Origin of the sequence: Corallococcus sp. RDP092CA (assembly GCF_041903675.1) — a bacterium.
GTDB lineage: Bacteria > Myxococcota > Myxococcia > Myxococcales > Myxococcaceae > Corallococcus.
Genome location: NZ_JAYESI010000002.1, coordinates 360629 through 381302 on the forward strand (window position 1 = coordinate 360629; position 20674 = coordinate 381302).

A 20674-nucleotide genomic window follows, 5' to 3' on the forward strand; every position below is an offset into this window, starting at 1 on the left:
CAGCCAGGCCGCCGGGTGCTCGCGTCTTCGCGCGCGGGGGCCGGGCGGCCTTCGTGTTTCAAAGCGTGGTAGAGCGTCGGGTCCGCCATGCGTGACGACGCCGCTCCCGCTCCTGCTCCGGACCTGCCCGACGGCTACGTCGACATCCCGTTCGTCGTGGAGCCGAACTACGCGGGGTGGCGGCTGGACCGCTACCTCTGCGAGAAGATCCGCCGCATGGACCTGGAGCGCGTGCGCGGCATCATCCTGCGCGGCGTGCTGTGCGACGAGTACCGGCTCAAGCCCTCCACGCCCGTGTACCCGGGGCTCACCTTCCGGATCCGCCGCCCCGCGAGCCAGGAGCCCGCGACGCCCACCGCGCTGCCCGTGGTCTTCTCGGATGACTGGCTGCTGGTGTTGGACAAGCCGGCGGGGCTGCCCATCCACCCCACCGCGCGCTACCACAAGGGCACGCTGGTGACGCTCCTGCGCGAGCGCTTCGGGGAGCGCTTCGCGGAGCCCGCGCACCGGCTGGACCGCGAGACGAGCGGGCTGGTGGTGTGCGGCCGCACCACCGAGTCCTGCCGTGTGCTGGGGGGGCTGTTCCTGTCGCGTGACGTGCACAAGGAGTACCTGGCGCTGTGCGAGGGCCAGCCCGCCGAGGACACCTTCGTCGTGGACGCGCCCATCGCGGAGGGGACGGACCTGATCCGCATCGCCGTGCGCATCGACCCGGTGGTGGGCAAGCCCAGCCGGACCCGCTTCCAGGTGCTTCAGCGCTTCACGCATGACGGCGCGCCGTTCGCGCTGCTGCGCTGCTTCCCGGAGACGGGGCGGCAGCATCAGATCCGCGTCCACCTGCGCGAGGCGGGCTTCCCGCTGGTGGGGGACAAGATGTACGGGCCGGACCCCGGGTACTTCGACCGCTTCAGCAAGCACGCGCTGGAGCCGGAGGCGTGGGCCCGGCTGCGGCTGCCCCGCCACGCGCTCCACGCGGAGCGCATCACGTTCCCGCACCCGGGCACCGGGGAGACCGTCACCTTCGCGTCGCCGCTCCCCGACGACTTGAAGGACTTCATCGCCGGGAAGGCTCCCTAGGCCAGCTCACGCAGGAACGACGCGACCCGCTCCGCCAGGCGCTCGGGCTGGTCAAACGGGAGGCCGTGGCCGGCGTCCCGTACCTGCTCGATGCGCACGCGCGGGTTGAGGCCCCGCAGCTCCGTTGCCATCTCCAGCGTGACGACGGGGCTGCTGTCCCCAATGACGAGGAGGAGCGGGACGTCCATCGCGCGCACCACGTCGCGGTACCCGGGGTTGGGCGGCGTGAGGACGTCGAAGGCCTCCAGGCGGGTCTCCAGTCGCGCCTCGGCCTGGAGCTCGATGATCTCGGGCGGGCGATGCGGGTGTCGGGCCAGGGCCTGCGCGACGAGGTCGGACCTGCTCAAGCCGAGCGCCCGGCGGTGTTGTTCAGCGACGTCGCTGGCGTGCACCTCGCGTTGGCGCTCGGGGCTCAAGAACGTCGGGTCGACCAGGATGACGCCGCGCAGGCCCGCCGCCCCTCGACTCGCCACCACCGCGGCGGTCATGCCGCCCATCGAGTGGCCCAGCAGCACCGGACTCGAGAGCTCCAGGCCCCGGATGAGGCCCTCGACGTCGCTCGCGTGATCGTCGTACCGGTAGCCGTGGCGCGGCGTGCTCGAACCGCCGTGCCCTCTGGCGTCGGGCATGACGACGTCGAACCCACCTTCGAGCACGCGCGCCACGGGAGTCCAGCAGGCGCCGCTCCCCATCAGCCCATGGAGCAGCACGACGGGAGGGTTGGCGCCTCCGGTCCGGAGGTAGTGGAGGTTGATGCCGTTGGTCTCGCAGACTCCACTCAGCCAGGTCGCCATGGGCCTGTTCCTGCCTGCCCCGGCCTCGCAAGGGAAGCTCAATCAGCCTGCCTTGCGGAGGTTCTTCGCTCCCGGCACCACGCGCAGCAGCTGCGGCGGCATCCGGTCCACGACCTGCTCCGTGAAGCGGGCGGAGATGCGGAAGAGCACCGGCAGGAGCACCAGCGTCAGCGCGCACGCGGAGAGGGTCCCGGACACGATGACGATGGCCAGGGGCTTCTGCATCTCCGAGCCGATGCCGCTGCTCAAGCACGCCGGCACCAGGCCCAGCGCCGCCAGCGCCGCGGTCATCAGCACCGGGCGCAGGCGCTCGCGGCTGCCGTGGAGGATGGCGTCGTCCAGGGACTCGCCGGCCTCGCGGCGCTCCGCGATGGCGCTCATCACCAGCACGCCGTTGAGCGCCGCCTGACCGATGAGCGCGATGAAGCCCACCGCCGCCGCCACGCTCAGCGGCATGCCCGCCCAGGACAGGCCGAACACGCCGCCCATCAGCGCGAAGGGCACGTTGAGCAGCGTCACCACCGCGCGGCCAAACGAGTTGAACGCCTTGAAGAGCAACAGCAGCGTGAGCACCAGCGCCACCGGGAGCACCGTGAGGAGCCGGTCCATCGCGCGCTCCTTGCTCTCGAACTCGCCGCCCCACTCGACGCTCGTGCCCGGCGGGGGCGGGGCCTCCTGCTGGACCAGGGCCTGCGCGTCCTTCACGAAGGAGCCCAGGTCCCGGCCTCGCACGTTCATGCGCACGCCGATGTAGCGCCGGCCGTTCTCGCGGTTGATGGAGGCGCGGCCGAAGCCCGTCTTCACCTGGGCCAGCTCGCTCAGCGGCACCAGCACGCCGCCCTCCACGGGCACGCGCAGGCGGGAGATCTTCTCCACGTCGTCGCGGCTGGACATGGGCAGGCGCATCACCACGTCGAAGCGGCGCTCGCCCTCCCAGAACTCGCTGAGCGGCCGGCCGCCCACCGCCGTCTGGAAGACGTGCTGGAAGTCGCCCAGCGACATGCCGTGGCGGGCCAGCGCCTTGCGGTCCGGCGTCACCTGGATGCTGGGGACCTCGCCGCTCTTCACGATGCCCAGGTCCGCGACGCCGTCCACCTTCGACAGCGTGCGCTTCACCTTCTGGGAGTACTCCTGGAGCACCTGGAGGTCGTCGCCGAAGAGCTTCACCGCCAGCTGGCCCTGCTGGCCGCTGATGCTCTCGTTCACGTTGTCGCCAATGGGCTGGCTGAAGCTCACCTCCATGCCCGGCACCTCCGACACGGAGCGCTGGAGGAACTCCAGCACGTCGTCCAGCCGGGGCGTGCTCCTGGGCCACTCCGCGGGCGGCTTGAGCTTCACGAAGAACTCCAGGTTGTTGGTGAGCTTCGCGTCCGTGCCGTCCTCCGGGCGGCCCAGCTGGCTGAGCACGCCGTCCACCTGCGGCGCCTGGCGCAGCAGGCTCTCGATGCGCGGCACCAGCTTGCGGCCCTCCGACAGGGAGATGTTCGAGGGCATGGTGAAGGTCAGGTAGAGGCTGCCTTCGTTGAGCGCGGGGAGGAACTCGCTGCCCATGCGCGGGACGAGCGCCCCCGCGCAGAGCAGGCCCGCCGTGCACACCGCGACCACGATGGCCGGGTGCTGGAGGCTCCAGGACAGCACCGGGCCGTAGGCCTTGTCCGCCGCGCGCAGCACCGGGGACTCCTTGTGCTTCACCGGCTTGCGGTAGACGAACGACGCCAGCACCGGGATGAGCGTGACGGAGAAGACGAGCGCGCCCAGGAGCGCCGCCACCACCGTGTTCGCCATGGGCGCGAAGATGCGGCCCTCCACCCGCTGCAACATGAAGATGGGCAGGTACGCCGCGATGATGATGAGCAGCGAGAACACCGTGGGGCGCACCACCGCCTTCGTCGCGCGCTGGATGCGCTCGAGCGGTGTCTCCGCCTCGAACGGGTGGCCGGACATGCGCGCCAGGATGCTCTCGATGATGACCACGCCGCCGTCCACGATGACGCCGAAGTCCACCGCGCCCATGGACAGCAGGTTGGCCGACATGCCGCGCATCTTCAGGTAGATGAACGACGCCAGCAGCGAGAGGGGAATCAGGACGCCCACCACGATGGCGGCCCGCAGGTCCAACAGGAAGATGAAGAGCACCAGCGTGACGAGCAGCGCGCCCTCCAGCAGGTTGTGGCCCACCGTGCGCAACGTCGTGTTCACCAGGTCCGTGCGGTCGTAGAACGGGTCGATGTGGGCGTCGTCCGCCTGGAGGCGGCCGTTCACCGCGGCCACCGCGTCTCGCACGCGGGCGAGCACGACCGACGGGTTCTCCCCCCGGCGCATCAGCACGATGCCCTGCACCACGTCGCCGTCGCCGTCGCGGCTGACCACGCCCTGGCGGGGGGACCAGCCTTCGTTCACGTCCGCCACGTCCTTGAGGAACACGGGCGTGCCCTCGTGCGTGGCCACGCGCACGTCCCGGATGTCGTCCAGCGAGTGGAAGAGGCCCTCGCTGCGGATGACGAACTGCTCGGAGCCTCGCTCCAGCACGCCGCCGCTCGCGTTCTCCGAGCCGTCCTTCAGCGCGTCCTCCACGTCGTCCAGCGTGAGGCCGAACGCGGCGAGCCGGGCGGGGTCCGGCTGGATGTGGATCTCCTTGAGCAGGCCGCCGTAGCTGACGACGTCCGCGACGCCGTCCACTCGCAGCAGGCCCGGCCGCACCACCCAGTCCTGGAGGGTGCGCAGCTTCATGGGGTCGCCCTTCGCGCCCTTGAGCGTGTAGCGGTAGATCTCCCCGATGGGCGTCGCCAGCGGGCCCAGCGCCGGCGTGAGGCCTTCCGGCAGCTCCGCGTCGCGCAGGCGCTCCAGCACCTGGGCGCGGGCGAAGAGCACGTCGGTGTTGTCGTTGAAGCTCAGCGTGACGAACGACAGGCCGAACATGGAGAGGTTGCGCAGGCGCGTCAGGCCCGGGATGCCGTTGAGGGCGCGCTCCAGCGGGAGGCCAATCTGGCGCTCCACCTCCTCCGACGGCTGACCCGGATAGAGGGTGATGACGTTGACCTGCGTGTCGGTGGGGTCCGGGAAGGCCTCCACGGTGAGGTCGCGGAAGCAGAAGTAGCCCCAGATGGCGGTCAGCAGCGTGAGGAACACCACCGCCGCGCGGTTCTTCAGACTGAAGTCGACGAGCTTTTCGAACATGGGCGTCTTTCGATGCGGCGAGGGGGCTCAGTCCGCGAGCTCGATCTGGTTCTCCAGGAGCAGCGCGCCCCGGGCGACGAAGCGGTCTCCGGAGGCGAGGCCGCCGCGCAGCTCCACCTCGCCGTCGCGGCGGCGGCCCGGCGTCACGGCGACGCGCTCCAGGCGGTTCGAGTCGCGGGCGATGAAGACCACCGAGCGCGCGCCGTCCGTCACCACCGCGCTGTCAGGGACCCGCACGCGCTTGACGCCCTCCGGCGCCGTGGGCGTCACCTCCACGAAGGCGTTGGGGCGGAAGCGGCGGTCGCCGTTGGGGACGCGCACCCGCACCTCCACGGTGTGGCGGAGCGGATCCACCACCTCGGAGACGCGGTCCACCTTGCCGGCCCGGACGACGCCGTCCCGCGTGGTGACGGTGACGTCCTGGCCCTGGGTCATGTCCAGCGCGTCCGCCTCCTGGAGGTCCGCGACCACCAGCACCTCGTCCAGGTCCGACAGCCGCACGAGCGGCCTGTCGCGGTCCGGGGTCACCTCCTGGCTGGCCACCACGTCCAGGTCCACCACCGTGCCGGAGCGCGGGGCCTTCACCCAGAAGAGGTTCTCTCCCCGGGAGGAGACGCGGAGGCTGCCCTGCTTCGCCTTCGCGGCCTCCAGGGAGAGCTCGGCCTGGCGCAGCTCCGTCTGCGCGGCGAGCAGGTCCTTCTCCGGGGCGGCGCGCAGGGCCACCAGCTCCTTGAGGCGCTCCACGTTGCGGCGCTTCTCCGCGACCTCGGCCTCCGCGCCGCGCTGCTCGCGCAGCAGCTCCGCGAAGGCTCCGGAGCGCACGCTGAAGAGGTCATCTCCCAGCTTCACGCGGTCGCCGGGGCGCACGCGCACCTCCTCCACGCGGCCCGCGAGCGGGGCCCCCACGGACGCGGTGCGCGCCTCGTCGAACTGCACTCGCGCGGGGGAGGGGAGCGGGGTGAGGGCGCTGCCCTCGGTGGCGACGGCGAGCTGCACGTAGTGCCACTGCGGCGCGCCGTCCGGCAGGTGCACCGTCTCCCCGTTCACGGAGGGGCCCTGGATGGCGGTCTCGCCCTCCGCGACGGAGTCCGTGGGGGCCAGCGCGTAGAGCAGGACGCCGGCGCCCAGCAGGCCCGCGCCCGCGAAGGCCATCCAGACCGGGGCGCGGCGCGAGGGGGTGGAGGTGGATGTCGGGGCGGCGGAGGTGTCGGGGGTGTTCATGGCGTGGGGCCCTCAGGAAGGGGGTTGGGATGCTCAGGAGCGGGGAGCGGCCAGCGTGTCCGGCGCGCGCGGGCCGGCGGCGCTAGCGCGGGCGATGGCGATGGCGAGGTGGTAGGCGGTCTGGTCCAGGTCGGCCGCGTGCAGCACCAGCTCTCCGTAGGTGCGGCGCGCGAGGAGCAGGTCCTGCAACGCCGCGCCTCCGGCCTTCACCGCCGCGTCCAGGCGCTGCACCACGCCCTCGGCCAGGGGCAGCGTCTGCGTGTGCAGCTTCTGACGGCGCTCCTGCACCGCGCGCAGCTGCCGGGTCAGCGCGTCCGTCTCCCGCTCGGCCTGGGCGGCGAGCTGCTCGCGGGCGGCCCTCGCGGAGCGGGCGCTGACGCTGGCGGCGTGCGCGTCCGCCTGGCCGTGGTCGAAGAGGGGGAGGGGAATCGACAGGCCCACGAAGAGGGAGTTCTTCTGGTTGCCGGCGATGACGAACTGGTCCCGCGTGTAGCCGGCGCGCACGGTCGGATCCGGGATCCAGCGGCGCCGCGCGAGCGTCAGGGAGGACCGCGCGGACTCCTCCTGCGCGCCCAGGGCCCGCAGGTCCGGGCGGGCCTCGATGGCGGCGGGCGCGGGCGCCTGGTCGAGCCTCGCCTGGAGGAAGGACATCGCCCGCTCATGGCTCCCGAACGGCTCACACGGGACGCCCGCGAGCTGCGCGCAGGCGAGGAGCGCGTCCGTCAGCTTCGCCTGCTCCTCGCCCAGCGACGTCTCCAGCGACTGCGCCTCCAGCGTGGAGCGGTCCACATCCAGCCCCGCCGCGTCGCCGTGCTGCTGCCTCGCGCGTTGCAGGTCCGTGAGCTTCCGCGCGTCCTCGGAGAGCTTCGTCAGCTCCGCGATGCGCACCTCCGTGCTGGCCACGTCCGCCGCCCGCTCCAGCACGTCGTAGGTGCGGGCCCTGAGCGCGGCGTGCACCTCCAGCGTCGTGGCGGCGAGCGCCGCCTTCGCCGCGTCCTGGCGCGGTCCGCGCTTGCCCAGCTCCACCAGCTCCGACAGGCCCACGACGTAGTTGGGCACGTCGCCCAACCGCCGCAGCCCCGGCGGGTTCGTGTCCCCGAGGGGGAGGGTGTTCATCGACACGTCCAGCTCCGGGTTGGGCAGCAGGTGCGCGCGCTGGTGGTCCGCCCGGGACGCGGCGATGCGGGCGCGGTCGTCCGCGAAGTCCGCGGAGTGCTCCCAGAGGAGCTCCGCCAGCCCGTCCTCGTCCGGCAGGGCGGCGAGCAGCAGCGTGGCGGAGGAGGTGGGGCGCTGCTCGGCGCTGGCGGTGAGACCGAGCAGGGTGCCGAGGGCGAAGAGGGCGGGGAGGGAACGGCGCAAGCGGCAGGCTCCGGTGAGAATCCGGAGGGCCTCCATCGCAAGCCGTGTGCCCGGCCTGTCCCCAGCAAATCCGCGCGGATGCGACGCCGCGCGACTGCAAGAAACTTTCAGCGCCGGCCGACTTCAAAATCCTTTCATCGCCCCGGCGCGGGCACTGCAAAGCCCTTCACGCGTCGCCCAGGCGCTTGAGGAAGGTCGGATAGGACAACCCGAGCGCCTTCGCCGCCTCCATGCGCCGGCCGCCCTGCCGCTCCAGGACCCAGCGCACGTAGGCGCGCTCCAGGTCCTCCATGGGCACGGGCTCCGTCACGCTGAAGGCCCCCGGCGGTACGGCGGCCGGCGCCTCCGCCGCCGCGCTGCTCGCGGGGAGCGCGCCGGCGAGGACCTCCAGCTCCAGCTCCGGTCCGGGCTCCAGCACCAGCGCCCGCTCCAGGATGTTGCGCAGCTCGCGCACGTTGCCCGGGAACGCGTAGGCCGCGAGCCGCGCGCGGGCCTTCGCGCCCAGCGTGACGTCGCGCCGGCCCAGCTCGCGGCCCAGGTCCGCGAGCATCCCTTCCGCCAGGGGGAGGACGTCCTCGCGCCGCTTGCGCAGCGGGGGGATGTCGATGCGGAACACGCCCAGGCGGAACCAGAGGTCCTCGCGGAAGCCGCCGCCCGTCATCTGCTTGGGCAGGTCCCGGTTGGTGGCGGCCACGATGCGCGCGGTGCTCGTCTGCTCCGTGGTGCCGCCCAGCCGGCGGAAGCGCCCCGAGTCCAGGAACGTGAGCAGCTTCGCCTGGAGCGGCAGGGGCAGCTCGCCCACCTCGTCCAGGAAGAGCACTCCGCCGTGGGCCACCTCCACCAGCCCGCGCCGCGCGGTGCGCGCGTCCGTGAAGGCGCCCTTCTCGTGGCCGAACAGCTCGCTCTCCACCGTCTGCTCGGGCAGGGCCGCGCAGTTGATGTGCACGAAGGGCGCGCCGCCGTCCTTCGACGCGAGCGCGTGCAGGTGCCGGGCGAGCTGCTCCTTGCCCACGCCCGTCTCCCCCAGGAGCAGCACCGGGCTGCGCGGCGACGCGGCGATGCGCTCCAGCATCGCGAACACCCGCTGCATGGCGGCGGACGCGGGGGGCACCAGCCGGCGGCGGCCGGACAGCTCCGCCTCCGCCGTCTCCAGCCTGTCCCGCAGGCGGGTGGCGTCCACGGCCCGGCGGGCGCGCAGCACCAGGTCCGCCAGCTCCACGGGCTTGGCCAGGTAGTCCGCCGCGCCCGCGCGCACCGCGTCCACCGCGCTGGCGATGTCCCCGTGCGCCGTCACCATCACCACCGCCACGCCGGGCGCGTGCGCCTTCAGCTCCGGCAGGAACGCGAGCCCGTCCCCGTCCGGCAGGCGGCGGTCCAGCACCACCAGCGCGGGCGTGGCCTTCGCCAGCGACGCGCGGGCCTCGTGCAGCGAGTGCGCCACCGTGAGGCTGAAGCCCTCGCGTTGCAGCGCCACCGCCGCGATGGAGGAGAAGGCGCGGTCGTCGTCCACGAGGAGGGCGGGGAGGCTCATGGCCGGGGCACCCGGGGAAGGAGGAGGAGGAAGCGGCTGCCGTCAGGGAGGCGCTCGAAGGTGAGCTGTCCGCCCTGATGCTCCAGCGCCTGGCGCGTCATGGCCAGCCCCAGGCCGATGCCCTTGGGCTTGGAGGTGTGGAAGGGCTCGAAGAGGTGCCCCTCCATGTCCGGGGTCGGTCCGCCCCCGTTGTCCTCCACCGTCACCACCGCGGCGTCCGCGTCCAGGCGGGCGCGCACCTGCACGCGGGGCTCGGTCACCCTCCCCAGGTCCTTGGCCGCCACCGTGGCCTCCATGGCGTTGCGCACCAGGTTGTCCAGCGCGGTGGTGAGGAGCAGCGGGTCGCACGACAGGGGCGCCCTGGCCGGGGGGACGTCCACGTCCACGCGCACCTCGCCGGCCTCCGGCAGCGAGCGCAGGCCCTCCACCACGTCGCGCACGAGCTGGGACAGGTCCACGTCCACGCGGCGCACGACGGGCGGCTTGCCGAAGTTGAGCAGCGACGTGGCCAGGTGCGCCAGCCGGTCGATCTGGCCGTGCAGCGTGCGCACCACGAGCCCGCCCTCGCCCTCCGGGGAGACGAGGCCGGTGGCGGCCTTGAGGCCGTTGAGGGAGTTCTTCACCTCGTGCGCGATGAGGCTGGCGGCGCTGCCCAGCGCGGCCATCTTCTCCTGCTGCGCGGAGCGCGTCTCCACCTCGCGGAACAGGCCGTAGACGCGGCGCCAGTGGACGGTGAAGAGCACCAGCGTGCCCACCTGGAGCAGCGCCAGCACCAGCAGCTGCACGAGGAAGCGGTCGCGCAGGCCGGCCAGCAGCGCCGTCTCGTCCGCGGCGAGCACCAGGTGCAGCCCCGTGCCGGGCACGGGCGTGGCGGTGAGGAAGGTCTCCGGCGTGGCGTTCAGCGAAGGGGGCCGGACGCCCTCGCGGATGAAGTCGCGCAGCTCCCCGGACGCGCGCGACACGTTGGCCCACGAGGGCGGCTCGCTCGGCAGGAAGAGGTCGCCCGAGGCGTTGAGGACGAGCAGCTCCAGGTCGTTGCTCAGCGGCCGCCCGCCCGGCAGCGCCATCTCCGTGTCCAGCAGGCCCGCGAGCACCGCGGTCGTCTGTCCCCCGCGCACCACCGGCACCGCGACGACGAAGAGGGACGCGCCCGGCGCGATGGCGTCCACCACCGACGTCTGGCGCGCGAGCACCTGCTGGAACCAGGGGCGCGTGGCGAAGCCGGAGTCCTCCAGGGGCGGGTCGCTCCAGCGCAGCTTGCCCTGCGCGTCCAGCACCATCACGCCCGCGTGGAAGAGGCCGGCGCGGGGCGTGGTGAGGTCCTGGAGGTCCTCCGTGGGCAGCTCGCGCTTCACGTCCGGGCCCACGCCCTCCGACACGCGCAACAGCTCCGTCTGGAGCAGCTTCAGGTGCAGGCCCAGCGCCTCCGCGTAGACGCGCGCCTCTCGCGTCATGCGGGACTGGAACTCCGCGCGGGCCACGGCGACGTCGCTCCGGTAGGAGAGCAGCGGCCCCGCCACGGCGACCGCGCCCAACAGCACGAGGCCCGCGACGACGGAGCGGACGAACTGCCGCTCCGCCTGGGCGAGCCCGGGCCGACCCGACGGCGGGGCCGGCGCCTCAGGCGCTGAGCTTGGTGGCGGCACCCGCGCCCTGGGACAGCTTGTCGGTGAGGTACTGCCCGGAGAAGCACGCCGTGCAGTAGGTGCTCCGCTTCGGGTCGTCCACCGCGGTGCCCAGGCCCTCCAGCGACAGGTAGCCCAGGGAGTCCGCCGTCACGTACTTCGCGATCTCCTCCGTGGTGTGGCTGGCGGCGATGAGCTCCGTGCGGCTGGGCGTGTCGATGCCGTAGTAGCAGGGCCACTGCGTGGGCGGCGACGAGATGCGCAGGTGCACCTCCACGGCGCCCGCGGCCTTGAGCATCTTCACGATCTTGCGGCTGGTGGTGCCGCGCACGATGGAGTCGTCCACCACCACCACGCGCTTGCCCTTGAGCACCTGGCGCACGGCGGACAGCTTCAGCTTCACGCCGAAGTGGCGGATGGACTGCTGCGGCTCGATGAAGGTGCGGCCCACGTAGTGGCTGCGGATGAGGCCCACGTCGTAGGGGATGCCGCTCACCTGCGAGAAGCCGATGGCCGCGGGCACGCCCGAGTCCGGCACCGCGATGACCAGGTCGGCCTGCGCGGGCTGCTCGCGCGCCAGCTGCATGCCCAGGCGCTTGCGCACCTCATAGACGCTGGAGCCGAAGAGGACGGAGTCCGGCTTGGCGAAGTAGACGTGCTCGAAGATGCAGCGGCCCAGCCGGGGCGCGGGCTTGAAGGGCATGCTGGAGCGCAGCACGCCGTTCTCGATGACGACCAGCTCCCCGGGCTCCAGCTCGCGCACGAGCTCCGCCTCGATGAGGTCCAGCGCCGTCGTCTCGCTGGCGAGCACGTACGCGCCCTCCTTCATCTTGCCCAGCACCAGCGGCCGGAAGCCGTTGGGGTCGCGCACCGCGATGAGCTTGTCCTCGGTGAGCAGCAGGATGCTGTAGGCGCCCTCCACCCGGCGCAGCGCCTCCACCAGGCGCGCCTCGAAGGAGGGCTGCTTGGAGCGGGCGAGCAGGTGCATCACCACCTCCGTGTCCGCGTCCGACTGGAACAGCGCGCCCTCCGACTCCAGCTCCGCCTTGAGCTCCGTCGCGTTCACGAGGTTGCCGTTGTGCGCGATGGAGAACTGGCCGCCCGCGTAGTTCACGAACAGGGGCTGGGCGTTCTTGATGCCGCTGCCGCCCGCCGTGCTGTAGCGCACGTGGCCGATGGCCGCCCTGCCCGGGAGCCCTTCGATCACCGGCGCGGTGAAGATGTCCGCCACCAGGCCCATCTGCCGGTGCGCGCGCAGGGTGTGTCCGTCGGAGGCGACGATGCCTGCGGACTCCTGCCCGCGGTGCTGCAGGGCGTGCAACCCCAGGTACGTCAGGTTGGACGCCTCTCCGTGACCCACGATTCCGAAGATGCCGCACATGGCGCGCTGCCTTACCCCTTTCGACCGCGAAGCGGAACAGGAACGCACGCCTTGAAGGTGGGTATTCCACCCGCGGTCGACGTCGGCCCTTGTAGGCCAGCCAAGGCGCCGTCGCTCGAAAGGTGGGAGCCGCCGGGAAGCCCCGAGCGGTTACGCTCCCGCCGGCATGTCCTTCTTCCGGCGCTCCTTCCTCCGCACCCTGCTGCCCTTCGCCTTGCTGACGGCCGGGGCCGCCTACGCGCTCGCCTCCTGGAACTGGTGTGGGAGGTGGGAGGAGCGCGCGCCCGAGGTGCTGTCACAGGTGCGTGGCGAAGGCCCCCTCAAGGCGGGCGCGGCGAAGGTGGCCCTCTCCCCGCCCTTCCCGGTGGTGGTGGCGGGCTACGTCCCGCCCCGGCCCGAGGCGAGCCAGGCCGAGGTCCCCCTCCAGGCGCGGGCCCTGGTGCTGGAGGCCGGCGGCGCGCGCGTGGGCGTGGTGTCGCTGGAGCTGCTCCTGGTGACCCCGGAAATCACGGCGCGGGTGCGCGAGCGCGCGGCGAAGGCCGGGGTGAAGGAGGTGCTGGTGTTGGCCACGCACACGCACTCCTCCTTTGGGGGCTACGACGCGCGGTGGGCGGCGCAGCTCTCCGGCACGGGGCGCTACCGGGAGGCGTCCGTGAGCGCGGTGGTGGAGGGCGCGAGCGCGGCGCTGGAGAAGGCGGCGGGCGCCATGACGGACGTGACGCTGGAGGTGGGCGGCGCGGCGGACGCGGGGCTCGTCCATTCCCGCTCCGGCGGCGACGTCCCGGACGGCCAGCTCACGCGGGTGGTGCTGCGCGGGGCGGCGGGGCCGGTGGCGGAGGTGCTGGTGTTCGCGGGGCACGCCGCGCTCATTCCGCGGCAGCGGGCGCTGGTGGATCCGGACTACCCGGGGCGGCTGAGCGCGCTGCGCGAGGAGCTGGGCTCGGGCGTCTCCCTGTTCGTGCAGGGCAGCGAAGGCAATGCCTCCGTGACCTTCAACGAGGGGCAGGGCCCCGAGCGCGCCCTGGGCTTCGCTCGCAAGCTGTCCGCGCTGGCGGACACGGCGGTGCCCGCGGCCGTGGCGGAGCCGGTGCGGCTGGCGTTCGCGCGCGTGCAGGCGGCGCTGCCCCGGCCGGACTCGTCGCGGCTGGTGCCAGCCCTCACCCGGGCGGCGGGGGACAACTTCCTGTGCGGCTCCTCGCCGCGCGAGGCGGAGGTGGACGCGCTGGTGCTGGGGCCGCTGGAGCTCCTGTCCATCCCGGGCGAGCCCACCGTGGGCGCGGGCCGGAGGCTGGCGGACGCGTCCGGGGCCTCGCACGTGCTGGGGCTGGCCAACGGCTACGTGGGCTACGTGGATACGCCGGAGCAGGTGCGCGCGGGGCAGGGCGAGTCCCGGCGCCAGTACTTCGGGCCCGCCCTGCTGGAGCGCCTGGACGCCGCCGCGCGCGTGGCCGCCGGCGCGGTGGGCTTCTCTCCTGGCAGGTAGGCGGAGGCCCGTCCGCCCGCCTGCCCTGGGGACCTCCTGACGTCCGGTTGTCGCGGGGCGGCGCCATCGCTGGCGGAGGGCCCGCTGCCTACCTTGGTCCTCGGACCGGCTGATTCGCGGGAAGGGGCACGGGATGAGGTGGGAAGGCGGACGTCGCAGCTCGAACATCGAGGATCGGCGGGGCAGTGGCTTCGGACGCCCGCTCGCGGTGGGCGGTGGCGCCGCGTCGCTGGTGGTGGCCCTGCTGGTGATGTTGCTGGGCGGCGACCCTTCCGACGTGCAGGTGGACACGCGCGCCTCGCCGTATTCGCAGCCGGGCACGGGCGGCTCCGGGAGCGTCGACCCGCGGCAGGAGCAGCTGAAGGACTTCGCCTCCGTGGTGCTCGCGGACACGGAGGACACCTGGCCCGGCCTGCTGGAGCCCCAGGGCGTGCGCTACGTGCAGCCGCGCCTGGTGCTCTTCACGGACGCGGTGCAGTCCGCGTGCGGCATGCAGCAGAGCGCGGTGGGGCCCTTCTATTGCCCGGGCGACCAGAAGGTGTACCTGGACCTGAGCTTCTTCGACGAGCTGGAGAGCCGCTTCGGCGCGCCGGGTGACTTCGGCCGCGCGTACGTCATCGCGCACGAGGTGGGGCACCACGTGCAGAACCTGCTGGGCATCTCCCGCAAGGTGCAGTCGCTGCGCAGCCGCACGAGCGAGGAGCAGGCCAACCAGCTCTCCGTGCTGACCGAGCTCCAGGCGGACTGCTTCGCCGGCATCTGGGCCCACCATGCCCAGCAGGAGCGCGACATCCTGGAGCAGGGCGACGTGGAGGAGGGCCTGGGCGCCGCCAGCGCCGTGGGCGACGACACGCTCCAGAAGCGCGCCCGGGGCTACGTCGTCCCCGAGTCCTTCACCCATGGCTCCGCCGCGCAGCGCATGACCTGGTTCAAGCGCGGCCTGGAGCAGGGGACGCTGGAGGCGTGCGACACCTTCAACGCCCGGCGGTAGGGGCGCGGAAGGCTCAGCGCGCCCGCGGCGGGGCGCCCGTCCCGTGCATCGGCAGGCGCTGCTGCTGCGTCCCGATGAGGGGTTGCTGGAGCTGGTACGTCCCGTCGAGCGGTTGTTGGAGCTGATACGCGCCGTTGAGCGGCTGCTGGAGCTGGTACGTCCCGATGAGGGGTTGCTGGAGCTGGTACGTGCCGACGAGCGGTTGCTGGAGCTGGTACGTCCCGATGAGCGGCTGCTGGAGCTGATACGACCCGACGAGCGGCTGCTGGAACCCGCTCTCCGCGGGCGGTTGATACCAGTAATTGTCCCAGAAGGTGCTTTCACCGGAATCACTTGTCAGTGATTGCCGGTCATCCAGGTTCTGCGAATCATTGCCCTCCGGGGCAGTCACCGCTTCGTCCTGCTGCGCCAGGACCGTGACCGGACCGGACGCGAGCGCCACCACGAGGGTCACCAGGGTGCCCGTGCGCATGGAGTCCTCCTTCCTTGCGTCGCGGGAGAGGGAAACCGCGCCGCGACCTGCTCCTCAAGATGACCGCGCGGGGCGGCTCCGGGGAGCACGGCGCGCTGCTCCCGGGCCTGGCCGGGCGCCAGCCATGGAGCCATGCGTCATTCGCATTCCGAACACATTGCGAGCGATAGGCTTACCGCGTGTGCGTGCTTTTTCCTCCGTGATCAAAGGTACGCCGCGTCAAAACACAAACGTGAAACTTGTGCTTGTCGTCAGTGTGTCTTTGCTCCGAGCATGCCGCCTTCCCGCTGCTTCGCGGGCCGCGGGTGCTTCCCCGAGGTCCATGCGGAGCGGCCTCGCGGAGGAACGACATGCCCCGTTTGCAGTGGACCCGCGCGACGTGCGCGACCCTTGTGGCCCTGGTGGGGGCCCTTTCGCTGACCGCCTGCTCGGACGACGATGACAACAACAACACGCCAGACTCGGGCGTGAAGGTGGATGCGGGGACGAACACGGACGCCGGCAGCGACGCCGGGACGGACACGGACGCCGGGACGGACGCGGGCAGCGTGGACACGGGCATCCCCTGGGACGGCGGCAGCGCGGGGACCTTCTCCTGCGAGGGCAAGGCCCAGGCGACGCTGACCTTCAATCCGGGGGAGGAGGAGGCGTTCCAGGACCAGGTGAACACGCTGGCCGAGTGCACCACCATCCAGCTGGCGGCGGGCACGTACACGTTCGACAACGCCATCACCATCCGCCAGAAGGGCATCACGCTGGTGGGCGCGGGCAAGGGCGCCAAGGGCGAGGGCACGGGCGGGGCGAACAGCACCGTGCTGGTGTTCACCAACGCGGCGGCGAACTCCAACGGCCTGGACGTGGTGGGCGACCGCTTCGAGGTGCGCGACCTGGCGGTGTGGAACGCGAAGAAGGACGCCATCCGCGTGGAGTCCTCCACCGACGTGGTGATGCGCCGCGTGCGCACGGAGTGGGCGGAGGCCGACAAGGAGAGCAACGGCAAGTACGGCCTGTACCCGGTGAAGTCCAAGTACGTCGTCATCGAGGACTGCGAGGCGTACAACGCCGCGGACGCGGGCATCTACGTGGGCCAGACGCAGTACGCCGTCGTGCGCAACAGCGTGGCGAAGCAGAACGTGGCGGGCATCGAGATTGAAAACACGCAGTACGCCTACGTGCTGGGCAACACGGCCCAGGACAACACCACGGGCCTGGTGGTGTTCGACCTGCCGGGCAACCCCATCCGGGGCTCCGACATCCGGGTGAAGGACAACATCATCACCGGCAACAACCGGAACAACTTCGCCTCCGTCGCGGCCAGCAGCAGCACGGTGTCGCAGGTGCCGGCGGGCACGGGCACGTTCCTGCTGGCGTCGCGCCGCGTGGAGCTGACGGGCAACACCTGGGCCAACAACAACACGGTGGACGTGGCGGTGCTGAGCGGCCTCGCCATCGAGCCCAACCCGGCGCTGTGGGACGCGGCTGGCGGGAACTTCGCGAGCTCGGACGTCTACGTCCACGACAACACCTTCCAGGGTGGGAGCGGCGACAACGTGGACAACGGCAACCTGGACCAGCAGCTGCGCCCGCTGGGCGCGGCCATGGCGGCGCTCTACGCCTATGGCGAGACGCAGGGCTCGGTGGGCGTGGAGCCCCTGGTGTGGGACGGCCTGGACCCCTACGGCCATGACCGCGCGCAGGTGAACCCCATCAATATCTGCTTCACCAACAACACGCTGCCGCCGGGCACGACCGCGGCCATCGCGGACCTGGACCTGGTGGCGGCGGGCCAGACCGCGGCGGGCGGCGACCTGCCGGGCGCGTGGGCCCTCACGCGGCGCTACCCGGCCACCCAGGCGGAGTTCAACTGCTCGGGCTTCAGCCCCGCGCTGACGATTGGTGACTTCATCCCGTAGTCGCGGTCAGGGAGCGTGACACCCATGTGGACGTCGTTCGTGAACCCCCGTCTCTCCGTGGTGCTGCTGGCGCTGTCGCTGGCGGCCTGCGGATCCTCCGACCCGGAAGGCCCCGGGCCCACACCCGACGCGGGGACCCCCGTGCCGGATGCTGGAACGGCGGACGCGGGGGGGCCGGACGCGGGGGAGCCGGATGCGGGCTCCGTGGACGCGGGGACGGATGCCGGAACGCCCGACGCGGGCGAGCCGGACGCCGGGCCTCCGCTGGCCATCCCCAACGCGCTGTCGGGCTTCGGGTTGTTCACCGGAAGCCCGGCGGACGGAGGGCTCGTCCCGGTGGAGGGCAACGTGCCCTACACCCTGTCCACCGCGCTGTTCTCCGACTACGCGGTCAAGTCACGCACCCTCTACATCCCCCCCGGCAAGACGGCGCACTACGACCCCGTGGCCGCGCTGGACCTGCCGGTGGGGACGCTCATCACGAAGACGTTCGCCTTCCCGGCGGACCTGCGGAAGCCGGACCAGGACGTGCGTTACATCGAGACGCGCGTCCTGGTGCGGCAGCCCTCGGGCTGGGAGGCGTGGCCCTACGTCTGGAACACGGAGCAGACGGAGGCCACGCTGGCCACCGGCGGGCGCTCGCGGCCCGTGACGTTCATCGACACGGAGGGAGAAGCCCGCTCGTTCACGTTCTACGTCCCGTCCAAGAACCAGTGCCAGCAGTGCCACCACCTGGTGGACGACAAGGGCGAGCAGGTGATGCACCCCATCGGGGTGAAGGCGCGCTACCTGCACCACGCGAACACCTACGGTGGCGTGGAGCACGACCAGCTGGAGTACCTGGCGTCCCTGGGCAAGCTGGACGGACTGCCCGCCCCCGGGGACCTGCCGAAGGCGCCGGACGCGTTCGACCCGCAGGCGGCGGACCTGTCCACGCGGGCGCGCACGTACCTGGACATCAACTGCGCGCACTGCCACAACCCGAAGGGGACGGCGGGCATCACCAGCCAGCTGTTCCTCAACTTCGACAACACCAGCGTGTTCAACCTGGGCGAGTGCAAGCGCCCGGGCTCCGCGGGCGCGGGCGTGGGCGGCGAGTTCGACATCGTCCCCGGCAAGCACGACGAGTCCATCCTCTGGTACCGGATGCACACGGAGGAGACCGGCAAGATGATGCCGCAGATTGGCCGCACGGTTCACCACGAGGAGGGCGCGCAGCTCATCGCGGATTGGATCGACTCCCTGCCGGCGAAGAGCTGCAAGTAGCGCTCAGGCGGCCGGCGACGGGGGCTGGGGCTCCTCCAGCCCCACGTTGCTGGACGCGCGGTTGTAGACGGCCAGGTCCAGGAGCCCCTCCTCGCGCGCCACCAGGACGGGCACCAGCATCTGGCCGGTGACGTTGGTGAGGGTGCGCATCATGTCCAGCACCCGGTCGATGGCCAGCAGGTAGCCCAGCCCCTCCAGGGGCAGCCCCGCGGCGCTGAGGACGACGGTGGTCATCACCACCGCCGTGCCGGGCACGCCCGCGGTGCCGAAGCTGCCCAGCACGGACGCCAGCAGGATGATGAAGAGCTGGGGCGCGGACAGCGTCAGGCCGAAGTACTGGGCGACGAAGAGCGACGTCATGGCCGGGTAGATGGCGCCGCAGCCGTCCATCTTGATGGTGGCGCCCAGCGGCACCGCGAACGCCGCGTAGTCGCGGTTGACGCCCAGGTTGTGGGTGACGCTGCGCAGGGCCACCGGCATGGACGCGAAGCTGGAGGCGCTGACGAACGCCACCTGCATGCCCGGCGCGGCGCCCCGGAAGAAGCGCAGCGGGTTGAGCCCGTGCGCGGCGAGCAGCCCGCCGTACACGAAGACGACGTGCGCCGCGCACGCGAGGTACAGCGTGAGGACGAAGGTGCCCAGGGGCAGGAGGCGCTCGAAGCCGTAGGTGCCCACCAGCGCGGCGATGAGGCCGAAGGTGCCCAGCGGCGTCAGCTCCAGCACGAAGCGGGTGACCTGGATCATGGCGTCGCTGGCCTCGCCCACGAGCGCGCGCAGGCGCGCGGTGCGGTCCCCCAGCTTCACCAGCGCGAAGCCCAGCAGGCCCGCGAAGAAGATGACCTGGAGCATCTTGCCTTCGGCCAGCGCGGCGAAGGGGTTGGTGGGCACCACGTCCAGCAGCACCTGCACGGGGCCGGGCACCTGCCGGGGCTTGTAGTCGCTGGCCACCTGGAGCGTGCCCACGCCCAGGCCCGGCCTGGTGAGGGCGGCGGTGCCCAGGCCCACGCCCACGGCCAGCGCGGCGGTGACGGCGAACCAGAGGAAGGTGCGGCCGCCCAGCGCCGCCACGCTCTTCTGGCCGCGCAGCGCGGACACCGCGTGGATGACGGCGAAGAACACCAGCGGCGTGGCGATCATCCGGATCAGCTGGACGTAGAGGGTGCCCAGCGGCTGGAGCCACGTGCCGGCCCGGTCGCCCAGGGCCCACCCGGCGAGCGCCCCCAGCACGAAGGCGCCCAGCACGCGCTGCCAGAAGGGGATGCGGAACCAGCGGGCCCAGGGCTTCATCGCGCGACACCTCTCACGGCGGTGGACCCGCGGACCCTAACCCCCTCGCGGGTCCGGCGCCGCGTTCCCGTCCGGGCGATGCCCCACGTCATTGAGACCCGCTGATGGGCCCCCTAGGCTTCCGGCCCGCTTCCCCCCTCGCCCCACCGCCGGGAGTGCTCCCTTGAAATTCACGAGCAAGGACGTGTCGAAGCTGCTGGACGAAGTGAGCGGAGCCGAGGGCCTCATCGGGTACGCCTGCGCCACGTCGTACATGAACGGCTACCAGTGGACCTGGAACGGCACGCAGTGGGTGGGGACCTACTACCCCACGCAGCTGAAGCTGCCGGTGGGCGAGGACTCGAGCGGCTCCTGCTAGAGGGGGTTGCCAGGCCCTGCCTCCCGTGAAGGTCGCCGTCGTGGACAGCGGTGTGTCGGTGGGCTTCCTTCGCGGGGCGGGGCTGTCGCTCGCCGGGGCCGCGAGCTTCGCGGTGGACCGGGAGGAGCGGCGCCTGGAGTCCCGCGTCCACTCGCGGGAGGAGCTGGCCGCCTGGTGTGACGGCGGCTCCGCGCTGGAGGACCTGGAGGACACGCACGGCCACGGCACCGCGGTGCTGAGCATCCTGTGGGGCCAGGGACGTCCTCCCGCCGACGTGGAGTGGTACGTCGCGCGCGTGCTGGACGGACGGATGCGCGGGGACTCGCTGTGCCTGCTGGAGGCGCTGGAGTGGCTGACGCAGGACGTGCGGCCGGACCTCATCAACCTGAGCCTGGGCACGGTGGGCCGCGCCTTCGAGGCGCCCCTCACCGCGCTGCTGGACCGGGCGGTGGAGCAGGGCAGCCTGGTGCTCTGCGCCGCGGGGCCCGTGTCCGGCCTGCCGTCCGGGCTGTCGTCGGTGGTGACGGTGGCGGACGCCGCGATGGCCCAGGCGCTGCGCGAGGGGAGCCTCGTGGACCACGTCGAGGACGCGGCCACGGTGCGGCTGTACGCGGACGGGGCCTGGAGTGAGCGCCCCATGACGAGCAGCTACGCCTGCGCGCTGGCGGCGGCGCGGGTGCTGCGCGAGGGTCGTCCTCCCGGGTGGCGGCGCGTCACCGCGTCACGGCGGACGCGGTGA

16 protein-coding genes are annotated in these 20674 nt (G+C 72.2%); 7 read left to right on the forward strand and 9 right to left on the reverse strand.

What is annotated here, in order from left to right; genetic code table 11:
* Positions 1-87 precede the first annotated feature (87 nt).
* The gene (locus U8525_RS03755) at positions 88-1077 is read left to right on the forward strand and encodes an RluA family pseudouridine synthase (RefSeq protein ID WP_374261258.1); all 990 of its coding nucleotides are present in this window, start codon (positions 88-90) and stop codon (positions 1075-1077) included.
* On the opposite strand, the gene U8525_RS03760 is transcribed toward U8525_RS03755, so the two are convergent.
* The 7 genes from U8525_RS03760 to purF form a co-directional block, all read right to left on the reverse strand.
* A complete protein-coding gene (locus U8525_RS03760) occupies positions 1074-1871 on the reverse strand; it encodes an alpha/beta fold hydrolase (RefSeq protein WP_374261261.1) in 798 nt (265 codons plus the stop codon). The genes U8525_RS03755 and U8525_RS03760 overlap by 4 nt on opposite strands.
* A gap of 42 nt (positions 1872-1913) precedes the next feature.
* Positions 1914-5048: an efflux RND transporter permease subunit gene (locus U8525_RS03765; protein WP_374261264.1), complete on the reverse strand. Its 3135-nt coding sequence runs from the start codon at positions 5046-5048 to the stop codon at positions 1914-1916.
* A 27-nt stretch (positions 5049-5075) separates the two neighbouring features.
* Complete coding sequence (locus U8525_RS03770; RefSeq protein ID WP_374261266.1) at positions 5076-6269, reverse strand: efflux RND transporter periplasmic adaptor subunit; 1194 nt, start codon at positions 6267-6269, stop codon at positions 5076-5078.
* Positions 6270-6302: 33 nt separating this feature from the next.
* Positions 6303-7628, reverse strand: a complete 1326-nt coding sequence (locus U8525_RS03775) for a TolC family protein (RefSeq protein ID WP_374261269.1) — start codon at positions 7626-7628, stop codon at positions 6303-6305.
* Between the two features lie 166 nt (positions 7629-7794).
* Entirely contained in the window at positions 7795-9159 is a 1365-nt protein-coding gene (locus tag U8525_RS03780) for a sigma-54-dependent transcriptional regulator (RefSeq protein ID WP_374261272.1), read from the reverse strand.
* Positions 9156-10700 (reverse strand): ATP-binding protein, encoded by a 1545-nt coding sequence (locus U8525_RS03785; protein WP_374261274.1) that lies wholly within the window; start codon positions 10698-10700, stop codon positions 9156-9158. Before U8525_RS03785 ends, U8525_RS03780 begins: the two co-directional genes overlap by 4 nt.
* A 79-nt stretch (positions 10701-10779) precedes the next feature.
* Complete coding sequence (purF, locus tag U8525_RS03790; RefSeq protein WP_374261277.1) at positions 10780-12165, reverse strand: amidophosphoribosyltransferase; 1386 nt, start codon at positions 12163-12165, stop codon at positions 10780-10782.
* Between the two features lie 166 nt (positions 12166-12331).
* Here purF and U8525_RS03795 point away from each other — a divergent pair, with 166 nt between their 5' ends.
* Together U8525_RS03795 and U8525_RS03800 are read left to right on the forward strand one after the other, a co-directional pair.
* Positions 12332-13648, forward strand: coding sequence for a neutral/alkaline non-lysosomal ceramidase N-terminal domain-containing protein (locus U8525_RS03795; protein WP_374261280.1), 1317 nt, complete (start codon positions 12332-12334; stop codon positions 13646-13648).
* A gap of 133 nt (positions 13649-13781) precedes the next feature.
* Positions 13782-14639 carry a neutral zinc metallopeptidase gene (locus U8525_RS03800; protein ID WP_374261283.1) on the forward strand — a complete coding sequence of 286 codons (858 nt, stop codon included), beginning with the start codon at positions 13782-13784 and terminating at the stop codon, positions 14637-14639.
* A gap of 13 nt (positions 14640-14652) precedes the next feature.
* Here U8525_RS03800 and U8525_RS03805 read toward each other — a convergent pair whose 3' ends face one another.
* Positions 14653-15111, reverse strand: coding sequence for a hypothetical protein (locus U8525_RS03805; RefSeq protein WP_374261286.1), 459 nt, complete (start codon positions 15109-15111; stop codon positions 14653-14655).
* A 350-nt stretch (positions 15112-15461) separates the two neighbouring features.
* On the opposite strand from U8525_RS03805, the gene U8525_RS03810 reads away from it, so the two are divergent.
* Both U8525_RS03810 and U8525_RS03815 read left to right on the forward strand, forming a co-directional pair.
* Positions 15462-17024 (forward strand): parallel beta-helix domain-containing protein, encoded by a 1563-nt coding sequence (locus tag U8525_RS03810; RefSeq protein WP_374261289.1) that lies wholly within the window; start codon positions 15462-15464, stop codon positions 17022-17024.
* A 39-nt stretch (positions 17025-17063) separates the two neighbouring features.
* Positions 17064-18290, forward strand: coding sequence for an SO2930 family diheme c-type cytochrome (locus U8525_RS03815; RefSeq protein ID WP_374261292.1), 1227 nt, complete (start codon positions 17064-17066; stop codon positions 18288-18290).
* 3 nt (positions 18291-18293) lie between these two features.
* Here the strand turns inward: U8525_RS03815 and U8525_RS03820 are convergent, their stop codons facing one another.
* Complete coding sequence (locus U8525_RS03820) at positions 18294-19577, reverse strand: dicarboxylate/amino acid:cation symporter (RefSeq protein ID WP_374261295.1); 1284 nt, start codon at positions 19575-19577, stop codon at positions 18294-18296.
* A 163-nt stretch (positions 19578-19740) separates the two neighbouring features.
* Between U8525_RS03820 and U8525_RS03825 the strand changes: the two genes are divergently transcribed.
* Together U8525_RS03825 and U8525_RS03830 are read left to right on the forward strand one after the other, a co-directional pair.
* Positions 19741-19935 (forward strand): hypothetical protein, encoded by a 195-nt coding sequence (locus U8525_RS03825; RefSeq protein WP_374261298.1) that lies wholly within the window; start codon positions 19741-19743, stop codon positions 19933-19935.
* Positions 19936-19960: 25 nt separating this feature from the next.
* On the forward strand, positions 19961-20674 hold the full coding sequence (locus U8525_RS03830) for a S8/S53 family peptidase (protein WP_374261301.1): 714 nt from the start codon (positions 19961-19963) through the stop codon (positions 20672-20674).

What these genes read in the sequence shown, in the direction of transcription:
- U8525_RS03755 (WP_374261258.1), top strand. Translation starts at nt 88, where the DNA reads ATGCGTGACGACGCCGCTCCCGCTCCTGCTCCGGACCTGCCCGACGGC.
- U8525_RS03800 (WP_374261283.1), top strand. Translation starts at nt 13,782, where the DNA reads ATGAGGTGGGAAGGCGGACGTCGCAGCTCGAACATCGAGGATCGGCGG.
- purF (WP_374261277.1), bottom strand. Translation starts at nt 12,165, where the DNA reads ATGTGCGGCATCTTCGGAATCGTGGGTCACGGAGAGGCGTCCAACCTG.
- U8525_RS03780 (WP_374261272.1), bottom strand. Translation starts at nt 9,159, where the DNA reads ATGAGCCTCCCCGCCCTCCTCGTGGACGACGACCGCGCCTTCTCCTCC.
- U8525_RS03810 (WP_374261289.1), top strand. Translation starts at nt 15,462, where the DNA reads ATGCCCCGTTTGCAGTGGACCCGCGCGACGTGCGCGACCCTTGTGGCC.
- U8525_RS03765 (WP_374261264.1), bottom strand. Translation starts at nt 5,048, where the DNA reads ATGTTCGAAAAGCTCGTCGACTTCAGTCTGAAGAACCGCGCGGCGGTG.
- U8525_RS03820 (WP_374261295.1), bottom strand. Translation starts at nt 19,577, where the DNA reads ATGAAGCCCTGGGCCCGCTGGTTCCGCATCCCCTTCTGGCAGCGCGTG.
- U8525_RS03760 (WP_374261261.1), bottom strand. Translation starts at nt 1,871, where the DNA reads ATGGCGACCTGGCTGAGTGGAGTCTGCGAGACCAACGGCATCAACCTC.
- U8525_RS03770 (WP_374261266.1), bottom strand. Translation starts at nt 6,269, where the DNA reads ATGAACACCCCCGACACCTCCGCCGCCCCGACATCCACCTCCACCCCC.
- U8525_RS03795 (WP_374261280.1), top strand. Translation starts at nt 12,332, where the DNA reads ATGTCCTTCTTCCGGCGCTCCTTCCTCCGCACCCTGCTGCCCTTCGCC.
- U8525_RS03805 (WP_374261286.1), bottom strand. Translation starts at nt 15,111, where the DNA reads ATGCGCACGGGCACCCTGGTGACCCTCGTGGTGGCGCTCGCGTCCGGT.